Consider the following 19,174-nt stretch of genomic DNA (forward strand, 5'->3'; position numbering starts at 1 on the left):
TTCCCCGACCTTCTAAACTGGGCGGATGCTCGACGACATCCGCGTGGACGACGCCGTCCTCGCCCTGCGCCCCGACTTCGCCGTGCTGGTGATGCTGGCCCACGGCCTGCGGAACGGCCCCACCGACGACCGCACCCGCGCCTGGCTGGCCGAGGCGTCGGCGTGCGAGGTCCAGGCCGGCAAGATCGACGCCTGGAAGGACGCCTACCGCGCCTTCGGCGCCAAGCCGCAGCGCACCAGGCCCTCGGTCGACGCCCTGACCCGGCGCATGCCGCTGCCGGAGATCAACCGGGTGGTCGACGCGTACAACACGATCAGCGTCAAGCACGCGCTGCCCATCGGCGGCGAGGACCTCGACCGCTACCAGGGCCCGGCCCGGCTGGTGCGAGCGACCGGCGACGAGCAGTCCGAGGAGGCGCTCGGGCAGCCCGAGCCCGGCGAGGTGATCTGGCGCGACGACGCCGGCGTGACCTGCCGCCGGTGGAACTGGCGTCAGGTGGCGCGCACCCGGCTCACCGAGGAGACGACCAACGCGATCTTCCTCCTCGAACGGCTGGAGCCCATGTCGATGGAGGAGCTCCAGCAGGCCGGCAAGGAGCTGGCGGAGCTGCTGGAGGAGCTGTCACCGGGGGTGCGGATCACCAGCAGAATCGTGCCCGGAGGGAAATAAACCTGCCGGCCATACGTTGATACCAAACAGTAACAATGGCGGCTCTCCCTGGATTGACTAGGCGGGCGTGACCTCTTCGGCGTGTCCTGAGAGGATCGTTCGAGGCGGCGCGTGCTCTTCGGCGCGCGCTGCCGGTCCGGGCGAGTAGCCTTGGACAGGTTCTCTAACATCAACGCCGATCTGCGGAAGAGGGCGATTTCCGCCGTGTCGTCTGAGTCGTCGCGGACAAACCCGCTGGCAAGCTTTGGTCAGAACGAGTGGCTTGTCGACGAGCTGTACCAGAAGTACCTTCAAGATCCAGAGTCTGTCGACAAGGCCTGGTGGAACTTCTTCGCTGACTACAACCCTGATTACGGACCGGGCCGGACCCCGGTCAGGGAGGCGGCGAACGGCACTGCGACCGCGCCCGCACCTCCCAAGGCGCCCCCGAAGGCGCCTCCGGCAGCCGAGAAGCCGAAGCAGCCGGCCACCCCGGTGCCCAAGGGCGCCGAGGAGGTGAAGCTGCGCGGCGCCGCCGCACGCACGGCCGCCAACATGGACCTGTCCCTGACGGTCCCCACGGCGACCAGCGTCCGGGCCATCCCGGCCAAGCTGCTCATCGACAACCGCATCGTGATCAACAATCACCTCAAGCGGGGGCGTGGCGGCAAGATCTCCTTCACCCACCTGATCGGCTTCGCGATCGTCAAGGCGCTGAAGGCGATGCCGGAGATGAACTACTCCTACACGGAGGTCGACGGCAAGCCCACGCTGGTCAAGCCCGAGCACGTCGGGTTCGGCCTGGCGATCGACGTCCAGAAGAGCAACGGTGAGCGCCAGCTCCTCGTGCCTTCGATCAAGGGCGCCGAGGAGATGGACTTCCGCCAGTTCTGGGTGGCCTACGAAGAGGTCGTCCGCAAGGCCCGCGCGGGCAAGCTGGGCGTCGACGACTTCTCCGGCACCACGATCTCGCTGACCAACCCCGGCACGATCGGCACCGTCCACTCCGTTCCGCGCCTGATGCCCGGCCAGGGCACGATCATCGGCGTCGGCGCGATGGAATACCCGGCCGAGTACCAGGGTGCCTCGCCGGACACGCTGTCGCGCCTGGCCGTCTCCAAGGTCATGACGCTGACCAGCACCTACGACCACCGGATCATCCAGGGCGCCCAGTCGGGCGACTTCCTGCGCCAGATCCACCGGCTGCTGCTCGGCGAGGACGGCTTCTACGACGAGATCTTCGAGGCGCTGCGCATCCCGTACGAGCCGGTGCGCTGGGTCCAGGACATCTCGGCCTCGCACGACGACGACGTGGCCAAGTCGGCCCGGGTCATCGAGCTGATCCACGCCTACCGCGTGCGCGGCCACCTGATGGCCGAGACCGACCCGCTGGAGTACAAGCAGCGCAAGCACCCCGACCTCGACATCCAGTCCCATGGGCTGACCCTGTGGGACCTCGAGCGCGAGTTCGCCACGGGCGGTTTCGGCGGCCGTCCGCTGATGAAGCTCCGCGAGATCCTGGGCGTGCTGCGCGACTCCTACTGCCGCACGGTCGGCATCGAGTACATGCACATCCAGAACCCCGAGGAGCGGGCCTGGATCCAGGCGCGGGTGGAGAAGCCGCACGCCTCGCCCGAGCGCGACGAGCAGCTCAACATCCTGTCCCGGCTCAACACCGCCGAGGCGTTCGAGACGTTCCTGCAGACGAAGTTCGTCGGCCAGAAGCGCTTCTCGCTGGAGGGCGGCGAGTCCCTGATCCCGCTGCTCGACTCGGTGATCAGCGACGCCGCCGACGAGGGCCTCGACGAGGTCGTCATCGGCATGGCCCACCGCGGCCGGCTCAACGTGCTGGCCAACATCGTGGGCAAGTCCTACGCGCAGATCTTCGGCGAGTTCGAGGGCAACATCGACCCGCGCACCGCCCACGGCTCCGGCGACGTCAAGTACCACCTGGGCGCGAGCGGCGAGTTCACCGCCCCGAGCGGCAAGATGATCACGGCGTCCGTGGTGGCCAACCCCTCCCACCTGGAGGCGGTCGACCCGGTGCTGGAGGGCGTCGTCCGCGCCAAGCAGGACCTCCTGGAGCGCGGCGAGGAGGGCTTCACCGTCCTTCCCGTCCTCGTCCACGGCGACGCGGCCTTCGCCGGCCAGGGCGTGGTGGCCGAGACGCTCAACCTGTCGCAGCTGCGCGGCTACCGCACCGGCGGCACCGTGCACGTGGTGGTCAACAACCAGGTGGGCTTCACCACCTCGCCGGCCTCCTCCCGCTCGTCGGTCTACGCGACCGACGTCGCGCGGATGATCCAGGCGCCGATCTTCCACGTCAACGGCGACGACCCCGAGGCCGTGGTGCGCGTGGGCCAGCTGGCCTACGAATACCGCCAGGCGTTCCGCAAGGACGTCGTCATCGACCTCATCTGCTACCGCCGCCGCGGCCACAACGAGGGCGACAACCCCGCCTTCACCCAGCCGCTGATGTACGACCTGATCGACGCCAAGCGCTCGACCCGCAAGCTCTACACCGAGGCGCTGATCGGCCGGGGCGACATCACGGTCGAGGAGGCCGAGTCGGCGCTGCGCGACTACCAGGCCAAGCTGGAGCAGGCGTTCACCGAGACGCGCGAGGCGGCCAAGAAGCCCAAGGAGGCGGCCGCCATGCGGGTGCCCCCGGCCGAGGTCGTCAAGTGGTCCCACGCCGACACGCCGACGGCGATCAGCGACGAGACGCTCAAGCGCATCGTCGACACCCAGCTCAACCTGCCCGAGGGCTTCACGCCGCACCCGCGCCTGGCGCCGGTGCTGCAGCGCCGCGGCCAGATGGTCGAGACCGACTCGATCGACTGGGCGATGGGCGAGACGCTGGCGTTCGGCTCGCTGCTGATCGACGGCCACCCGGTGCGCCTGGTCGGCCAGGACTCCCGGCGCGGCACGTTCACCCAGCGGCACGCGGTGCTGGTCGACCGGATGACCGGCGCCGACCACACGCCGCTGAAGCAGTTCAACGAGGGCACCACGAAGTTCTACGTCTACGACTCGCTGCTCAGCGAGTTCGCGGCGCTCGGCTTCGAGTACGGCTACAGCGTCGTGCGTCCCGATGCCCTGGTGGCCTGGGAGGCGCAGTTCGGCGACTTCGTCAACGGCGCCCAGACGATCATCGACGAGTTCATCTCGTCCGGTGAGCAGAAGTGGGGCCAGCGCTCCTCCGTCGTGCTGCTGCTGCCGCACGGCTACGAGGGCCAGGGCCCCGACCACTCCTCGGCCAGGATCGAACGGTTCCTGCAGGTCTGCGCGCTCGACAACATGACGGTCGCGCAGCCGTCCACGCCGGCCAACTACTTCCACCTGCTGCGCTGGCAGGTGGAGTCCAACCGGCACAAGCCGATGGTGGTCTTCACGCCCAAGTCGCTGCTGCGGCACAAGGCGGCCACGTCGAAGGCGTCCGACTTCACCACCGGCACCTTCCAGCCGGTCATCGGCGACACCACGGTCGACCCGGCCAAGGTCACCCGGATCGTCCTGGTCTCGGGCAAGCTCTACTACGACCTGGCCGCGCAGCGCGACAAGACGGGCCGCGACGACGTCGCGATCGTCCGTCTTGAGCGGCTCTACCCGTTCCCCACCGAGGAGCTCACCGCCGAGCTGGCCCGCTACGGGCAGCAGGCCGAGCTGGTGTGGGCCCAGGACGAGCCGGTGAACATGGGCCCGTGGCCCTACCTGACGCTGAAGCTGGCCGAAGACCCGCAGACGCTCGGCGGCCGGTCGCTGCGCCGCGTCTCGCGGACCCCGAACAGCTCGCCCGCGACGGGTTCGCACAACTCGCACGACACCGAGCTGGAGGAGATCCTCCACCAGCTCTTCGGCTGAGCAGGCCGCCAGTGAGCCCCCGGCCGTCCGGCCGGGGGCTTCTGCGTTGACCGGCAGGGTGAGGCCCCTGCCTGCACGAAGGAGAGAACCCATGTACTTCACCGATCGAGGGATCGAGGAGCTGGTCGCTCGGCGGGGCGAGGAAGAGGTCAGCGTGCTCTGGCTGGGCGAGCGGCTGCGCGAGTTCGTCGATCTCAATCCCGAGTTCGAGACCCCGATCGAGCGGCTGGCCACCTGGCTGGCCCGCCTCGACGACGAGGACGACGACTGACGGATTCCGCCGCCGAGACGCGATACATCTTGAGTTTTCGAGTAACGCGACATATCGTGTTCTCGTAGGAGACGTACTCGTCAAGGAGGCATACGTTCATGGAGAAGTGGACGCTGGACGCTCCCGAACAGCTCACGTTCGGGCCGGTTGAGTCACTTGACGTGCGGATCGTCGCCGGCAGGCTGGCCGTCCTGGCCAGCGAGGGCCCGCCCACGCTGGAGCTGACGGAGATCGAGTCGGCCGCGCCGCTGCTGGTCAGCTACGACCCGCTGACCAAGGAGCTGGTCGTCACCTACGAGGGCCTGACCCTGGACGGGCTGCTCGGCTGGCTGCGGCGCGACAAGCGCAGGACCAACCTCACGCTCACCGTGCCCAAGGGCTGCCGGGTGAACACGGAGGTGGTCTCGGCGTCCACGGTGCTGGCCGGGTTCGAGCGGTCCACCCGGGTCAAGAGCGTGTCCTCCGAGGTCGTCCTCGACGGCGTGAGCGGCGAGGTGAGCGCCACCACGGTCTCCGGCTCGATCGAGAGCCGGGCCATGGAGGGCGACCTGGCGCTGAAGACCGTCTCGGGCGAGCTGACCCTCGCCGACGGCAGCCCGCGCCGGCTCAAGGCCAGCACGGTGTCCGGCCGCATCACCGCCGACCTGACGCTCCGGCCCACGAGTCATGTGACGCTCAACAGCGTCTCGGGTGCCATCCTGGTGCGGGTGCCGGAGAACGTCGAGTCCGACGTCAGCATGAGGTCCACCTCCGGCAGGCTGAGCTCCACGTTCGACGGACTGTCGGCGAACAACAGCCCCGGCTCCAAGGCGCTGTCCGGACGGCTGGGGGGCGGCATGGCCTCACTGTCGGCGTACACCGTCTCGGGCGAGGTCGCGCTGCTCAAGGGAGAGAAGGAATGAGCCCTGTCTTCGGTCACGGCCGGCTCCGGCTGTACCTGCTCAAGCTGCTGGAGGAGAGCCCGCGGCACGGATACGAGGTCATCCGGCTGCTCCAGGACCGCTTCCTCGGCGTCTACTCCCCCTCGCCCGGCACGATCTACCCGCGGCTGGCCCGCCTGGAGGAGGAGGGCCTGGTCACGCACGAGGTGATCGAGGGCAAGAAGGTGTTCTCCATCACCGACAAGGGCCGCGAGGAGCTCAACGCCCGGCTCGACGAGCTCGACGACCTGGAGCAGGAGATCTCCGCCTCGGTGCGGGACATCGCCCGCGAGGTCAAGGAGGACGTCCGCGACACGGTGAAGTCGCTGCGCGACGAGCTGACCCGGATGGCCAAGGACGTGCGCACCGGCGCCCGCGACGACGCCAAGGCACGCGCCGAGGAGCTCAAACGGCTCAAGGAGCAGCAGAAGCGGCAGTGGATGGCGCACGCCAACCAGTGGCAGGTGGAGAGCGACCGGCTGGCCGGTGAGTGGCGGCGGATCTGGTCGGACATCTGGACCACGCTCGGCGGCGACACCGTGCGCCGGACCGAGCTCGACAGCGAGCTGGGCGAACTGCTGGCCGACTTCGTGGCCCAGGCCCGCACGGAGGCCGCCGACGCCGCCCTGACCACGCAGAAGCTGCACGAGCTGCACACCGTGCTCGACGAGGCGTCCGCCCGCATCCGCGACATCCTCCGCCGCTGAGCCGACGCTGGGCCGTCGCCGAACCGTCGCCGAGCCGTCGTCAGGCCGAGCGCAATGAGCGTTGCGGGCGTCCGTGGCCGCGGGCCGCTCTGCGGGCGTGGTAGGCGACCGGCATGTAGCGCAGGCGCTCGGGCAGGCGCTCGGTCAGCATCGCCACGGCGTGCCCGAGGTGCCGCAGCCGCCGCTCGTCCCGGGCCGTCCAGCGCAGGCCGAGCTTCCTGCGCGCGGCCGGCGGCAGGGTCCCGACGGTGACGAAGTGGTTGAACTCCCCCGACCCCAGCCCCACCGGCGTCCACAGGCGGCGCAGCGGCCTCGGCAGGCCGGGCGGGGCGGGCGTGCCGCGCATGACGGCGAGCACCTCCAGCGCGGTCGGGTGCGGCTCCAGCCGTTCGGCGATCATCGTGTCGAAGTAGCGCCAGAACGCCTCCAGGTCCGCCGGCATCTCCCGCTCCGGCACCTGCAGGATCGCGCCGAGCTGCCTCGACTCGGCGTACATGCGGCGCTGCTGTTCCTCGGTGTACGGGGTGCCGAAGTAGCGGTTGAGCGTGATGAACCGCTCGAACAGCGACAGGTGCACCCAGGCCCACGCCTCGCCGTTCAGGGCGTGGTAGGCGCGGCCGTGCTCGTCCACGCCGCTGATGGAGCGGTGCAGCTCGCGCAGCCGCCGTCCCTCGGCCAGGCCGCCCTCACCGCCGTAGACCCACTTCTGGACGGAGGCGAGCGTGCGGTTGAGCCGCCCCCACGGGTCGTCCTTGTACGTCGAGTGCTCGGCCACGGCCGCGCCGACCGCCGGATGCATGGTCTGGAGGACCAGCGCGCTGCCGGCCACGAGCAGGTTGCGGTATTCGCCCGCGGTGTCCCAATGCATCGAACCCGGGCCGAACGGCTCAACGTTCATGGTGAACGCCCTCCAGGGTGATACGACGTCATTCTTCCTGTATCACCCGGAAGGCGGACAAGTAACCCTTCACTTATTCAGCTGGTAAAGACGATCTTTCCGAAGATCTCGCCTTCGGCCATGGCCGCGAAGCCGTCCCGGGCCTCGGTCATCGGCAGCGTCCGGTCGATCATCGGCCGCACGCCCGTCTGCTCCAGGAACACCGCCAGCCGCTGGAGCTGGTCGCGGGTGCCCATGGTGGTGCCGACCACGGACAGCTGCAGGAAGAAGACGCGGTTGAGGTCGGCGGACGGGACCGCGCCGCTGGTGGCCCCGGAGACCACGATGCGACCGCCCGGCCTGAGCGACTTGAGCGAATGGTCCCAGGTGGCCTGGCCGACCGTCTCCATGACCGCGTCCACCCGCTCGGGCAGCCGCGCGCCCGTCTCGAAGACCTGGTCGGCGCCGAGCTCGCGGGCCCGCTCGCGCTTGTCCTCCGACCGGCTGGTCGCCCAGACCCGGAAGCCGCCCGCGCGGCCGAGCGCGATCAGCGCGGTGGCGACGCCGCCGCCGGCGCCCTGCACCAGCACGGTCGAGCCCGGTTCGAGCCCGGCCTTGTCGAACAGCATGCGGTACGCCGTCAGCCAGGCCGTGGGCAGGCAGGCGGCCTCCGCGAAGCTGAGCGCGGCCGGCTTGGGCACGAGGTTGCGCCGCGGCACGGCCACCCGCTCGGCGAACGTCCCGTCGTGCACCTCCGACAGCAGGGAGCGCCTGGGGTCGAGCGTCTCGTCCGCGCCCGTGCCGATGACGGCGTGCACGATGACGTCGTTGCCGTCCTCGTCCACGCCGGAGGCGTCGCAGCCGAGCACGATCGGCAGCCGGTCCTGCCTGATGCCCACGCCCTTGAGCGTCCACAGGTCGTGGTGGTTGAGGGCGGCGGCGCGTACCGAGACGGTCGTCCAGCCGTCGGGCGCCTTCGGGTCGGGGTGCTCACCGAGCGTCAGCCCGGCGAGCGGATTGTCGGGATCGGTCTGTGTGGCGGTTACGGCGAACATGGCCGCACCCTACTAACCGACCCGCCGCCACCTCCGACACCGCCCCGCCGCTCACCGCCGGACCGTCACCCGGATCCCCGCCAGGGCGCGGCGCCGGAACTCCTCGGAGCCGGTGACGGCGACCTCCACGTCCCCCCGGCACGTCCACTCCCCCGGACGCCCGCGCCCCTCGATCGCCTTCGGCAGCCGGGCCTTCCTGACGCAGTCAGGCGTGGGCGCCAGCACGACCATCTCCCGCACTCCGCCGCCGAACCAGAGCTGCGGCCCGGCCGGCCCCTCCTGAGTGACGGCCCCCGGCGGCGCCAGCCGCACGGATCCCTCGCCGGACAGCACCAGGTAGCCGTCCCTGGTCACCTTGCCGTGCAGATCCCGCGCCAGGGCCGCGCGCTGGTCGAAGGTCAGCCCCTCGCCTCTGTCCTGCATCGCCACCCGCCAGCGTCCGAACGCGAAGAGCAGCACCTGCCCGCTGCCCCCGCCCGGCTGGCGCGGCCACAGGGTGACGCCGGGACCGTAGCTCCTGATCGGCCGGCCGCCGCCGGTCACCTCGGCGACCCCGTTGTACGGCACGCTGAACTGCCGGAACCGCCCGTCGATCCACGCGCCCTGGAACGGCCGCACCCCCAGCTCGTTGAGGTCGAGGTCGGCCGGGTAGCGCACCTCGGCCTTCAGCCCGTCGGGGAAGACGACGTCGATGATCTCGTCGTGGCCCTTGGTCCTGGCCGGGATCCGCAGGGCGTTGGGGCCGTTGTCGATCGTGGTGAGCGAGCGGATGGGCGTGGTGGCGGACGGCGGGGGCGGCTCCTGCCGCGGGTCGCGACTGAGCAGCAGGCTGACGGCCGGGATCACCAGCAGAGCCAGCACCACCGCGAGCCCGATCCACCGGCGGCGGCCGCGCCCCCCTGCCTCGATGACGTCGAACTGGTCGGACACGACGTGCCTCGCCGGGTTAGTGCGGGTTGCGCCCTTCACCCCCAGTTCAGTTGAGCGACATCCGCCCGCGCAAGCCCTCGAACCCGGCGAAGTCGCCGTACGAGGTCACAACTTCACAACCTCGGCGGGATCACCAGGTGGCCACGTTGGGCCCGTCGCCCGCGACCAGGCCGACCCGCTGCCCCACGAGCTCCCGGGACATGGCGTCGGCCAGCAGCTCCGGCTCCAGCACGTGCGCGTGCGCCCGCCCGCGGGCCGGCAGGTCGACCACGAGGATGCCCTTGTCCGGCTCGCCGTCCGGGCCGTGCGCGACCGTGTAGCCGGCCACGGTGGCGGGCCCGGCGTACGAGCCCACGACGGGCACCCCGGCCGCCGTGAACACCGGTACGGCGTCCCCGGGCGGCCCGCCGGGCTCGCTGGACCACACCGCGTACGTGTGCTTCGTCAGGTGCATCCCCACGCCGGTCACCAGCCCGTGGCCCGACTGCGTGCGCAGCAGCCCGGCCATCGTGGCCGTCGAGTGCAGCACATAGTCGCTGGCCGGGCCGCCGGCGTACGGCAGGCCGCCGGTGACCGTCAGGCCGCGCCGGTCGTACGGGTCGAGCCCGATCGCGTCGCACGCCTGCCGCAACGCGACGGCGAAGCAGCTGTACAGGTCGAGGGCGTCCATGTCGGCGAGGCCGAGCCCGGCGCGCCGGAAGGCGGCCTCGGCGGCGGCCCCGATCGCCTGCGACGAGCCGAGCGCGGGCCGCGCCGCCACCTCCCAGGTGTCCTCGGCGTACGCCCAGCCGCGCAGGTAGACCCGCCGCTCGTCCGGCACCCCCAGCCGGTCGGCCAGCTCCGCGCAGGCCAGGACGACGGCCGCCGCCTGATCGACCTCCATGACCGCCACGGTGTTCCTGGTGTACGGCCAGCCGACGAACCGGTTGCCCTTCACCAGCTCCTCGGGCGTGCGCACGGCCCGCCGCCACGCGTGCGGGTTGGCCGCGGCCACCTCGGTCATCGGCGCCATCATCCGGCCCCGGTCGAGCATCTCCTCCTCGACCGTCATCCCGGCCGCCGCCCGCCGCGCGGTCTCCATGATCGCGTACGTGTGCACGGGCAGGAACAGGTCGTGCGCCAGCTCGGCGGGGTGCGGGGGCCGTTCCCAGCCGTAGGGCGGCTTGGGATCGGCGGCGTGGCTCCACGGCACGTGCTCGCCCGCCCGCCGGTAGGCCCGCCGGGTGGCCAGCGCCTCGGCCCCGGTGATCAGCGCGCAGTCCAGGTCGCCCGCCGCGATCCGGGCCGCGGCCGCGCCGATGAGGAGCTGCGGAGCCGTGCCGCTGACCTTGGAGTAGGCGGTGTGGCGCGGCGTGGCGCCCAGGCGCTCGGCCAGCCGCCCGGTGGGCGAGTCGTACTGCCAGGAGTCGGTGTGGACGATCTGGATCGAGTCGAGCCGCCCGGCGGGCAGCCGGGCGTCTTCGGCCGCCTCGCGGGCGACCGATTCCCACAGATCGAGCGGTTCCGGGCCGGGCTGTTCGCGCACGGTGCGTTGTGCGACGCCGATGAGACAGGGGGTGCGTGGATCCATACCGACATCTAACCAGAACAACATTCTGTTGATAAGCAGTGGCGTTTGATAATCAGCGTTACCGCTGGTGCTGCAGACTCTTTGCCATGCATCTGACCTGGGCAGATGCCCTTTTTGAATACATGCGATTTCGCTATTTCCATAACGAAACGGGACCGGGGCCGACCTTTTCGCGCCGCTTTCTGGCTGACGGGTTGCGCCATTCATTAGCGTGCTCAACGTTTTCCTGGCCCACCGGGGCGCAGCACCCCGCTCTGGGCCGCCGAGAACCGAGAGGAGTTCCATGTATTCCCGAGCAAGGCGCATCGCGATCCCCCTCGCCGCACTGGTGGCCGCCGCCCTGGCCGCCGGCACGACCACCGGCGCCGCTGCGGAGACGACCTCGGCCCCCGACGTCGTGTCCAGGAACGCGGCGACCCCCGCCGAGCAGGCCGTGCAGTTCTGGACGCCCGACCGCATCAAGCTCGCCACCGACCACGACGGCGCGCTCGACGTGTCGTCCAGGGGCGCCAGGGGCGACACGGGCGGCGACCAGACCCCCGACGGGCCGCCCGGATCGGTCCCGCCGATCGGCGGCGAGAAGGCCAAGGCGGGCAAGAGCAGGCAGGTCAACCTGCCCAACACGGTCGGCCGCGTGTTCTTCACGCTGCCCCGGACCGACCCGCGCAACCCGAAGAACTGGCGGTACTGCTCGGCCAGCTCCGTACAGGGCAAGTACCGCAATCTGGTGGCGACCTCCGCCCACTGTGTCTACGACACCCGGCAGAACACCTTCTACGACAACTGGATCTTCATCCCGTCGTACTGGGACGGCGACAACGTGTGGGAGGGCAAGGCGCCGTACGGCATCTACGCCGCCAAGACGTTCAACGCGCACGACGACTTCGTGGTGAAGGAGGACTACGACTTCGACTACGCGTTCGTCAACGTCTACAACGGCATCAAGGTGAGCTGGGAGAAGACCGGCAACCGGTGGCGCTGGACGGTCAAGAACGCCGGCCGCCTCGGTGACAACGTCGGCGGCCAGGGCTTCACCTGGAACCGCAGCACGAAGCTGAACGTGTTCTCCTTCGGCTACCCGGCCGGCGGGCACCCCGACGGCGACAAGCCGTACACCGGCCGGACCATGAAGTGGTGCTACGGCAGGACGGCTCCGATGCCCGAGGCCAAGAAGTACGACCTGCAGGAGCAGATCGGCTTCAGGTGCTCCTTCACCGCCGGCGCCAGCGGCGGCCCGTTCATCTACGACTACCGGAACTCCACACGCACCGGCTACCTGGTGGGCGTGAACAGCGTCGCGTGGGACACCGACGGCAACGACCGCTACGACCACATCTCGTCGCCGTACTTCAACACCGACACCTACGACGTCTACAAGGCCGCCGCCAACCGCTGGACCGGCGACATGCCGTGATCCGGCCCGGCAGTCGAGGCCCCGGATCCTCCTCGGCGGGATCCGGGGCCTTCCCCCGCCCCCGACGTCCCGGACGTACGCCTCAGGACCGCGTTCAGACGCGGAAGACCGGGCCCGTGGCGACGGCGAGGGCGCAGGCGTTGGGGAAGGTCTGCGAGTAGCGGTAGCGGTCGCCGTCCCAGACGCCCTCCGCCCGTACGTCCACCGGCTCGTAGTCGGCGGTGCAGGAGACCCCCGTACGGCCGGTCAGACGGGCCGGGTTCCCGCCCACCTGTTCGAGAGCGGAACAGGCCGCGACCTGCCCCGGCGCGACCCGGCCGGGGGTGCACTCCAGCACGCCCTGCCGATCTCCGACGCTGATCCGGAAAAGCCTTTGGTCCTTGTGCGACGTCCGGACATCGGGCGGTCCGGTCGTGGCGTTCGCCACTGGAGCGGCGGCGAATGCGGCGCAGGAAAGCGCGATGACGCAGAGAATTCGGTGCATAGGCGCAGCCTCTATCAGCCCTCTGACCTGGGGCAACGACCGACACGCGTGATCAGTTACGCGTATCGGGAGGGATCGGCTGATGGTGTCCTTATCGCACACGGTGCACTCTTGATCAGGTAACGAATCTCTATCCGGGCTGCAATACAGGCAGTTGATCTGGAAAAATCCACCCTTACGACCCTAAGAAAGGCATTTCATGATCTCCCGGGCCAGGCAACTGGCGGCGGCCGCCCTGGGCGGCGCGCTGCTGTTGCTGCCTGCCTTCACGGGGATCGCGAACGCCGCGCCGGCGAGCCGGGTCTTCGGCGTCACGCTGGCCAAGACCGCCGCCGACATGAAGAAGGTCGCCGACTACTGGCGTCCCGACCAGCTCAAGCAGGCCGACAGCTACAGCCCCGCCACGCCGGGCGCGCAGGCCGCCCCGACGTCCTCGGCCGGCGCCGCCTCCGGGCCCGCCTCGCCCGTGACGACGGCGCGGCGGACGTCCGTGACGCAGGGCATCACGCCCGTGCCGCCCAAGCAGGGGGGCGCCGGCAAGACCATGGGCAAGGTCTTCTTCAAGTTCGGCGCCAAGCAGTACTGGTGCTCGGCCAGCGCGGTCGCCGCCCGCAACCGCAGCGTCGTGGCCACGGCCGGCCACTGCGCGTACGACTCCCGCCAGGCCAAGGCCGCCGAGTACTGGATCTTCGTCCCCAACCCCGGTCCCAACGGCGAGACGCCCGACGGGATCTACGTGGGGGCCGCGCTCAGCATGCACGAGGACTGGTCCGGCAAGGGCGACTACGACTTCGACTACGCGTTCGTGACCGTGCACCGCGGGTTCGTCTGGGAGCAGGCCAAGGACGGCACGTACACGATGAAGGACGTCGGCCGGCTCCAGGACAACGTGGGCGGCCAGGGGCTGGAGATCAACAGGAAGCCGGTGGCCGCCACCATGACGGCGTTCGGCTTCCCGGCCGGCGTGCAGCCCGACGGCACCCGTCCGTTCGACGGCAAGACGCTGCGGACGTGCCAGGGCAGCGTCACGTACTGGACCGTGGCTCCCGCGCTCGACCTGCAGAAGGGCGTCCGGCTCCAGCCGTGCGCCTTCAGTCCCGGCGCCAGCGGCGGCCCCTGGCTGGTCGACTACGACGCGGCCCGCGGGCTCGGCAACCTGAACGGCGTCAACAGCCTGACCTGGAACAGGGACGCCAAGGGCGCCTACGACGCGGTGTCGTCGCCGTACTTCGACACGACCACCGCGGAGGTCTACCGACGCGCCGCCGCACTCACCACGCCGGGAAATGTGACGTAAGTCACATGCAACCATGTGATCACGAGACGTGATCAGCCGATCCATTGATCTCGGTACGGTAACGGCGCTGGGTGGGAGCGCTGACTTGATCTACCGAAAATTTCCATTCCCCCTGTCAGCGTTATAGGTTCCGGGTCGTCCGTTTGCTGAATTTCGGGGTGCAAGAGGCGCCTCCTGTCAGCGCAACCTGGAGTTACCTTGAAGCGAATCCTCCTCCCCGTCGGCGGCGCGGTCGTGGCGACCGGCCTTCTGGCCGCCGGGCTCTCCGCCACCGCCCAGGCCGACGGCGGTGTCTCCAACGACCCGATGGCCGGCAGCAACTCCCAGGCCGCCTCGATCGCCTCCTTCTGGATCGCCTCCAACGGCGCCGCCCTCCGCCAGGCCACGCAGTACACCTGGGACTCCAAGGAAGTGCGGAAGGTCGTCTCCAAGGGCGGCTACGACCCCGACGGCCGTCCCGGCATGACCGCGCCCACCGGCGCGCAGAAGGGCGGCGCGTCCCAGAACGTGAACCTGCCCAAGAGCATCGGCAAGGTCTTCTTCGTCGACGGCTCCGGCAAGTTCCGCTGGTGCTCGGCCACCTCCATCCAGTCGGGCAACCGCAACCTGGTCGCGACCGCCGGCCACTGCGTGTATGACACGGACAGCAACAGCGACACGCTGTCCAACTGGGTCTTCGTCCCGGGCTACTACCAGGGCAAGGCCCCCTGGGGCATCTACGTGGGCAAGCAGGCCTTCACCCACTACGACTTCGACAACTACGAGGACTACGACCGCGACTACGCGTTCGTCACCGTCTACAACGGCATCCAGTTCGACGGCGTGAAGCAGGTGGACCGCAAGGACTTCGAGCGCTTCAGCGGCCCGAAGCGCGCCTGGGGCGGCCACTACTACATCCTGCTGTCCAAGGACGCCGGCCGGCTCGGCGACGCCGTGGGCGGCCAGGGCTTCGCCTGGAACCAGCCGACGGGCAAGTTCGTCCGCACCTTCGGCTACCCGGCGGCCCCGCACCCCGACGGCAACAAGCCGTACAGCGGTGTCACGCCGAAGCACTGCTACGGCAAGACGACGGCCAAGACCGTGGGCGCGTCCTGGCTCAAGATCGAGGAGCACGTCGGCCTGAAGTGCGCCGTCACCCCCGGCTACGACGGCGGGCCGTGGCTGCTGAACTACAGCAACGCCAAGCGCCTCGGCTACGTGAACGGTGTCACCAGCACCTTCGCCGACCAGGACGGCAACGACCGCATCGACTACATCACCTCGCCCTACTTCGACGGCGAGACGGCGGCCGTGTACAAGGCGGCCACCAACTTCCCGTCGGGGAAGATCGTGGGGCCTAACGGAGAGCTCTACAAGTAAGCCCTTACCAGGGGAGAGAGGGCCCCGGCGTTGCTCCTTGCCGCCGGGGCCCTCACCTGTCCGCCCCCCGAATTGACTCCCCCAGCAAAGGCGCTCCGCGCCCATAAGGCCCCATCTGGGTTCCAGCCAGAAAGCCGTGCCCGCTGGAAGCCCGCCCGGGCCCCGTCAATCGACTTCCCAGGGAAGGCGCTCCGCGCCCACAAGGGCTCAGCCCCTTCCCGATCAGGCGCCTACCGGCGCACCCCACGCGCCTGCGGCGCCACGGAACTCCCGCCGTCACCGCCCGCCCAACCGCGGACTCCATGCCCCATCCGCGTTCCTGACATCAAGCTGTGCCCACTGGAAGCTCACTGGGCCCCGTCACCCGCAGGGCTTCTTAGGAGCCCATGGCCGACGAACCCCGATCCGGCCGCAACGGTCCTTGTGCTGTCTCTCCAATCCGCGGCGTTTCGGGGCGTGATTCGCCAGCCCTTGTGGCGCAAGATGTCGGTATGACCGAGGATCAGGACGAGCCCGCGACCGCTCCCGCCACGACGGCACCGGAGGTCACGATCACCCTCGACCCCCACGTCAAGGCGTACGTCGACCGAGCGGTCGAGGACGGTGAGTTCGCATCCGTGTCCGCGGCCTTCAACGAGGCGATGCTGGAACGCATGCGCCGCCGCCCCCGCGTCCGCAGCTGGTGACCACCAAAGACAGGACGAGCGGGCCGGACGCACGGCCGGCCCGCTGACTAGCGGAGGGTGACGCGATCGCCCGCCGGCGCCGTCACCGGCGAATGAGCGGCCAGATAGCCCGCCAGCGCCCCCGTGTCATCCGGCCCGCCGGTGTACGTGGTCGTCCCCTCCCAGCGCGGCCAGCCGTCGAAGCCCGCGACGAGACTCCAGGCGCCCGCGACCTTGATCTCCTGGGTGGCGCTCACCGGAAGCCCGTCGAGCGTCATCGACACGACCTTCCCGCCGCCGAGCGTGTAACGCAGCCCGGCGGACGGGGTCAGCACCCAGCCTGCCGGATTGGGCGTGGCCAGCAGAGCCTTGAGCTGCCCGCCGGTCATGGTCTGGACGTCGATGGCCTTCCCCGCGGGATGCACGTTCCACAGGTGCTCGAACCCGATCGGACCGACCGGCAGGTCCGCCTTGACGTCGTACCGATTGACGAGCGCGACCTGCGCGCCGGAGCGCGCCCGCACCGACTCCAGCTGCGCGTCGGCCGCCAGCTCGGCCATCGGGCCACCACTGGCCGTACGGGTGACGGCCTCGGCCGCCTCGCCGAACGTCTCCCCGGACGGCGGGGTGTTGCACTTGAAGTAGTAGAGGACGTTGGACCGCAGTCCGTCGGGCTGGTTGATCTCGATCTGGACCGAGTAGTCACGCGAGTCCGGCGCCGACTCCCACGTGACGGTCTCCAGCAACGCCCTGTGGACGATCAGACGCTTGGCGGGCACGACGAGCGTCTTCCACTCCCCGGCGCCGACGAGGCGGTACTGGATCGTCTGCTCGCCCGGCGGCAGCCCCTGGAAGTACCCGTGGACGTCGAAGCTGACCGGGCACTTCGACGCGGTGGTGCGCTCGAAGGCGATGGTCAGCTCGCCGACGTTCGCGCTGACGTCCGAGGCGGCCTGCGCCCCCGTGGCGAGCACCCCCAGCGAGAGGGCCACGACGGCGACCAGTCCCCCGAGGCGGCGTGCTGCCGAAGTCCATAACCCCACAGACATCTCCGTTCCTGAGATCTCCAGGATCACGCCCCCGGTCAGCCAGCCGAACACAGTTTCACTTATGGAAGGGATGTCAGGATCGGGCGGCGATGATCACCATGAGATTCGAACGTTATATCGACATCCCGTCCCGCCGCCAGCCCTCACGCGGAACCGCGCGACACGAACGTCCCCCGCCCATGGACGACGACCAGCAGGCCGCGCTCCGCCAGATCCTTGACCGCGCGCCGGACCGTCACCCGGGAGACGCCGTACTGGCTCGCCAGCTCCAGCTCGGCGGGCAGCTTGGCGCCGGGCGCCAGCAGGCCGGAGGCGATGTCGGCCTCGACGTCCTCGGCCAGTTGCCGCCACACCAGGTTCGGCCCGACATGGTCGATGCGGTCGCTTTTGTCCACCAAGGCCATAGAAAAACGCTAAGGGACGCAGAACCTACGAGGACAAATGACTACCTCATCCAAGGTATGGAGAGGTCCTATCATGTCTAGTGCTTGTATCTTCCAAGCGATCCCCCCGCGGGCCGCTGACGAGACGAAAGGAAGCACTCATGACAGACCTGTACGGCGGCAACCTCGATGACGTGCCCTTCACCCAGCTGCGCGGCGGCGGCCCACCGGGCGAGCACGTGGAGACCTGCGTCCTGATCGCGCAGATCCCCGGCATCGACGACGCCTACGCACTCCGCGACTCCAAGAACCCCGACGCCGGAACGCTCCGCTTCACCGGCACCGAGCTGCGCGCCGCGGGAATCGCCACCATCTAGCCGAGAACGAGACAGCCGGCCCCTGCCCGAAATCAAGGCCCAAGGACCGAAACGAGCAGGGGCGGCCCCGCCGACCACAGGGGAGCACCATGCACTGGCACGCCTACCTGTGGACCGGCAACGGCGCCGAGCGCGGAAGAGAGGCCGAACGCCGCCCCGGTTCCCCCGACTTCCCCACCTCCAGCTCCAACCGCCCGGCGCCCGGTTCCTCACGATCGGCGTGATCTGCTGCCCGAACCGGCACGTCTCCCATCCATGCCCGATCAACCGCACCCACGGACGAAGGCCCCCTTCAGCCCCATAGCACCCGATGTCTAGCATGAGTCCCATGCTGATCGACGCGGTGACCGAGATCCTTCGCGAGACCGCCGAGATCGCGATCCTCCCCCGGTTCCGCGCCCTGGCCGCCGGTGACGTCTCGGAGAAGACACCGGGCGAAGTGGTCACCGTGGCCGACCGCGAGGCTGAGGAGCTGATCAGCCGCCGCCTCCGCGACCTCCTGGACGCCCCCGTCGTCGGCGAGGAGGCGGCCTCCGCCGCCCCCGCGCTCCTGTCCGCCCTGCACGACGCCCCCACCGCCTGGCTGGTCGACCCCCTGGACGGCACGGCCAACTTCGTCGCGGGCCGCCCCGAGTACGCGGTGATGGCAGCCCTGGTCCGGTCAGGCGAGACGGTCGCGTCCTGGATCGTGCGGCCGGCCGAGGACGACGTCTACGTCGCCGAGCTCGGCTCCGGAGCCTGGCGGAACGGCATCCCCGTCCACCGCGCCGCGCCTCCCGCCGACCCCGCCCGGCTGCGCGGCGCCGTCCTCACCCGCTTCCTGGACGACGACGCCAAGGCCCACGTGGCGGCGGCCGAACCCCGCTTCGCCGCCCTCACCCCGGGGACGAAGTGCGCCGGCGTGGACTATCCCCGCCTCCTGAACGGCGACCAGGACTTCCTGCTGTTCCACCGGACGCTTCCCTGGGACCACGCGCCGGGCGTCCTGCTGCTGACGGAGGCCGGCGGCGCCGCCCGCCACCTCGACGCCACCCCGTACAGCCCGTCCGTCCCCCAACCGGGCCTGCTCAACGCAGCCGACGCAGCCTCCTGGCGAACGGTCCGCACCATCCTTCTCCCCTGACGCTTCAGGGTCGCGGCTGTCGCCGCCCTTCGCTTCGCCATGCCCAAAAACGACAAACACCCCAAACAGCCCCATAGCACGCAGGACGTGTTGGGTCCGAGCCCTCTACGAAATCGGGCAAATTGTCGAAACCTGAGGGCTCCTGAGCCGAACCTGAAGATCACCTGTGAGTGGCGGGCC

General features: G+C 69.8%; 19 protein-coding genes. 12 read left to right on the forward strand and 7 right to left on the reverse strand.

The window, feature by feature from the left end:
* Window positions 1-25: 25 nt before the first annotated feature.
* From AB0J46_RS13895 to AB0J46_RS13915, 5 genes are all read left to right on the forward strand, one after another.
* Window positions 26-670 carry a phenylalanine--tRNA ligase beta subunit-related protein gene (locus tag AB0J46_RS13895; protein WP_364330787.1) on the forward strand — a complete coding sequence of 215 codons (645 nt, stop codon included), beginning with the start codon at window positions 26-28 and terminating at the stop codon, window positions 668-670.
* Window positions 671-874: 204 nt separating this feature from the next.
* Window positions 875-4,513 (forward strand): multifunctional oxoglutarate decarboxylase/oxoglutarate dehydrogenase thiamine pyrophosphate-binding subunit/dihydrolipoyllysine-residue succinyltransferase subunit, encoded by a 3,639-nt coding sequence (locus AB0J46_RS13900; RefSeq protein WP_364330790.1) that lies wholly within the window; start codon window positions 875-877, stop codon window positions 4,511-4,513.
* 91 nt (window positions 4,514-4,604) lie between these two features.
* Window positions 4,605-4,784, forward strand: a complete 180-nt coding sequence (locus tag AB0J46_RS13905; protein ID WP_364330794.1) for a DUF6104 family protein — start codon at window positions 4,605-4,607, stop codon at window positions 4,782-4,784.
* A gap of 98 nt (window positions 4,785-4,882) precedes the next feature.
* On the forward strand, window positions 4,883-5,686 hold the full coding sequence (locus tag AB0J46_RS13910) for a DUF4097 family beta strand repeat-containing protein (RefSeq protein ID WP_364330797.1): 804 nt from the start codon (window positions 4,883-4,885) through the stop codon (window positions 5,684-5,686).
* On the forward strand, window positions 5,683-6,411 hold the full coding sequence (locus AB0J46_RS13915) for a helix-turn-helix transcriptional regulator (protein ID WP_358288920.1): 729 nt from the start codon (window positions 5,683-5,685) through the stop codon (window positions 6,409-6,411). The genes AB0J46_RS13910 and AB0J46_RS13915 overlap by 4 nt, the downstream gene beginning before the upstream one ends.
* A 40-nt stretch (window positions 6,412-6,451) precedes the next feature.
* On the opposite strand, the gene AB0J46_RS13920 is transcribed toward AB0J46_RS13915, so the two are convergent.
* The 4 genes from AB0J46_RS13920 to AB0J46_RS13935 form a co-directional block, all read right to left on the reverse strand.
* Complete coding sequence (locus AB0J46_RS13920) at window positions 6,452-7,309, reverse strand: oxygenase MpaB family protein (RefSeq protein WP_364330801.1); 858 nt, start codon at window positions 7,307-7,309, stop codon at window positions 6,452-6,454.
* A gap of 77 nt (window positions 7,310-7,386) precedes the next feature.
* On the reverse strand, window positions 7,387-8,343 hold the full coding sequence (locus tag AB0J46_RS13925; RefSeq protein WP_364330804.1) for a zinc-binding dehydrogenase: 957 nt from the start codon (window positions 8,341-8,343) through the stop codon (window positions 7,387-7,389).
* Between the two features lie 51 nt (window positions 8,344-8,394).
* Window positions 8,395-9,273: a hypothetical protein gene (locus AB0J46_RS13930; RefSeq protein WP_364330807.1), complete on the reverse strand. Its 879-nt coding sequence runs from the start codon at window positions 9,271-9,273 to the stop codon at window positions 8,395-8,397.
* A 130-nt stretch (window positions 9,274-9,403) separates the two neighbouring features.
* On the reverse strand, window positions 9,404-10,843 hold the full coding sequence (locus tag AB0J46_RS13935) for an acetyl-CoA synthetase (RefSeq protein WP_364330810.1): 1,440 nt from the start codon (window positions 10,841-10,843) through the stop codon (window positions 9,404-9,406).
* 283 nt (window positions 10,844-11,126) lie between these two features.
* Here AB0J46_RS13935 and AB0J46_RS13940 point away from each other — a divergent pair, with 283 nt between their 5' ends.
* Entirely contained in the window at window positions 11,127-12,257 is a 1,131-nt protein-coding gene (locus AB0J46_RS13940; protein ID WP_364330813.1) for a serine protease, read from the forward strand.
* A 94-nt stretch (window positions 12,258-12,351) separates the two neighbouring features.
* On the opposite strand, the gene AB0J46_RS13945 is transcribed toward AB0J46_RS13940, so the two are convergent.
* A complete protein-coding gene (locus tag AB0J46_RS13945) occupies window positions 12,352-12,594 on the reverse strand; it encodes an SSI family serine proteinase inhibitor (protein ID WP_364330816.1) in 243 nt (80 codons plus the stop codon).
* Window positions 12,595-12,940: 346 nt separating this feature from the next.
* On the opposite strand from AB0J46_RS13945, the gene AB0J46_RS13950 reads away from it, so the two are divergent.
* From AB0J46_RS13950 to AB0J46_RS13960, 3 genes are all read left to right on the forward strand, one after another.
* On the forward strand, window positions 12,941-14,038 hold the full coding sequence (locus tag AB0J46_RS13950; protein WP_364330819.1) for a hypothetical protein: 1,098 nt from the start codon (window positions 12,941-12,943) through the stop codon (window positions 14,036-14,038).
* A 198-nt stretch (window positions 14,039-14,236) separates the two neighbouring features.
* Complete coding sequence (locus tag AB0J46_RS13955) at window positions 14,237-15,397, forward strand: hypothetical protein (RefSeq protein ID WP_358288941.1); 1,161 nt, start codon at window positions 14,237-14,239, stop codon at window positions 15,395-15,397.
* Window positions 15,398-15,888: 491 nt separating this feature from the next.
* Entirely contained in the window at window positions 15,889-16,083 is a 195-nt protein-coding gene (locus tag AB0J46_RS13960; protein ID WP_358288944.1) for a hypothetical protein, read from the forward strand.
* Window positions 16,084-16,130: 47 nt separating this feature from the next.
* On the opposite strand, the gene AB0J46_RS13965 is transcribed toward AB0J46_RS13960, so the two are convergent.
* Both AB0J46_RS13965 and AB0J46_RS13970 read right to left on the reverse strand, forming a co-directional pair.
* On the reverse strand, window positions 16,131-17,105 hold the full coding sequence (locus AB0J46_RS13965; protein ID WP_364330823.1) for a 5'-nucleotidase C-terminal domain-containing protein: 975 nt from the start codon (window positions 17,103-17,105) through the stop codon (window positions 16,131-16,133).
* Window positions 17,106-17,254: 149 nt separating this feature from the next.
* On the reverse strand, window positions 17,255-17,515 hold the full coding sequence (locus AB0J46_RS13970) for a GntR family transcriptional regulator (protein WP_364330826.1): 261 nt from the start codon (window positions 17,513-17,515) through the stop codon (window positions 17,255-17,257).
* A gap of 140 nt (window positions 17,516-17,655) precedes the next feature.
* On the opposite strand from AB0J46_RS13970, the gene AB0J46_RS13975 reads away from it, so the two are divergent.
* From AB0J46_RS13975 to AB0J46_RS13985, 3 genes are all read left to right on the forward strand, one after another.
* On the forward strand, window positions 17,656-17,871 hold the full coding sequence (locus AB0J46_RS13975) for a DUF397 domain-containing protein (RefSeq protein WP_364330829.1): 216 nt from the start codon (window positions 17,656-17,658) through the stop codon (window positions 17,869-17,871).
* A gap of 89 nt (window positions 17,872-17,960) precedes the next feature.
* Complete coding sequence (locus AB0J46_RS13980; RefSeq protein WP_364330832.1) at window positions 17,961-18,095, forward strand: hypothetical protein; 135 nt, start codon at window positions 17,961-17,963, stop codon at window positions 18,093-18,095.
* 104 nt (window positions 18,096-18,199) lie between these two features.
* The gene (locus tag AB0J46_RS13985; protein WP_364330835.1) at window positions 18,200-18,994 is read left to right on the forward strand and encodes an inositol monophosphatase family protein; all 795 of its coding nucleotides are present in this window, start codon (window positions 18,200-18,202) and stop codon (window positions 18,992-18,994) included.
* Window positions 18,995-19,174: the final 180 nt, after the last annotated feature.

This window comes from Nonomuraea sp. NPDC049758, assembly GCF_040674635.1.
GTDB lineage: Bacteria > Actinomycetota > Actinomycetes > Streptosporangiales > Streptosporangiaceae > Nonomuraea.

Excerpts from the sequence above, each read along its gene's own strand:
- AB0J46_RS13895 (WP_364330787.1), top strand. The coding sequence starts at position 26 with ATGCTCGACGACATCCGCGTGGACGACGCCGTCCTCGCCCTGCGCCCC.
- AB0J46_RS13905 (WP_364330794.1), top strand. The coding sequence starts at position 4,605 with ATGTACTTCACCGATCGAGGGATCGAGGAGCTGGTCGCTCGGCGGGGC.
- AB0J46_RS13910 (WP_364330797.1), top strand. The coding sequence starts at position 4,883 with ATGGAGAAGTGGACGCTGGACGCTCCCGAACAGCTCACGTTCGGGCCG.
- AB0J46_RS13915 (WP_358288920.1), top strand. The coding sequence starts at position 5,683 with ATGAGCCCTGTCTTCGGTCACGGCCGGCTCCGGCTGTACCTGCTCAAG.
- AB0J46_RS13920 (WP_364330801.1), bottom strand. The coding sequence starts at position 7,309 with ATGAACGTTGAGCCGTTCGGCCCGGGTTCGATGCATTGGGACACCGCG.
- AB0J46_RS13925 (WP_364330804.1), bottom strand. The coding sequence starts at position 8,343 with ATGTTCGCCGTAACCGCCACACAGACCGATCCCGACAATCCGCTCGCC.
- AB0J46_RS13935 (WP_364330810.1), bottom strand. The coding sequence starts at position 10,843 with ATGGATCCACGCACCCCCTGTCTCATCGGCGTCGCACAACGCACCGTG.
- AB0J46_RS13940 (WP_364330813.1), top strand. The coding sequence starts at position 11,127 with ATGTATTCCCGAGCAAGGCGCATCGCGATCCCCCTCGCCGCACTGGTG.
- AB0J46_RS13950 (WP_364330819.1), top strand. The coding sequence starts at position 12,941 with ATGATCTCCCGGGCCAGGCAACTGGCGGCGGCCGCCCTGGGCGGCGCG.
- AB0J46_RS13960 (WP_358288944.1), top strand. The coding sequence starts at position 15,889 with ATGACCGAGGATCAGGACGAGCCCGCGACCGCTCCCGCCACGACGGCA.
- AB0J46_RS13970 (WP_364330826.1), bottom strand. The coding sequence starts at position 17,515 with ATGGCCTTGGTGGACAAAAGCGACCGCATCGACCATGTCGGGCCGAAC.
- AB0J46_RS13975 (WP_364330829.1), top strand. The coding sequence starts at position 17,656 with ATGACAGACCTGTACGGCGGCAACCTCGATGACGTGCCCTTCACCCAG.
- AB0J46_RS13980 (WP_364330832.1), top strand. The coding sequence starts at position 17,961 with ATGCACTGGCACGCCTACCTGTGGACCGGCAACGGCGCCGAGCGCGGA.
- AB0J46_RS13985 (WP_364330835.1), top strand. The coding sequence starts at position 18,200 with ATGCTGATCGACGCGGTGACCGAGATCCTTCGCGAGACCGCCGAGATC.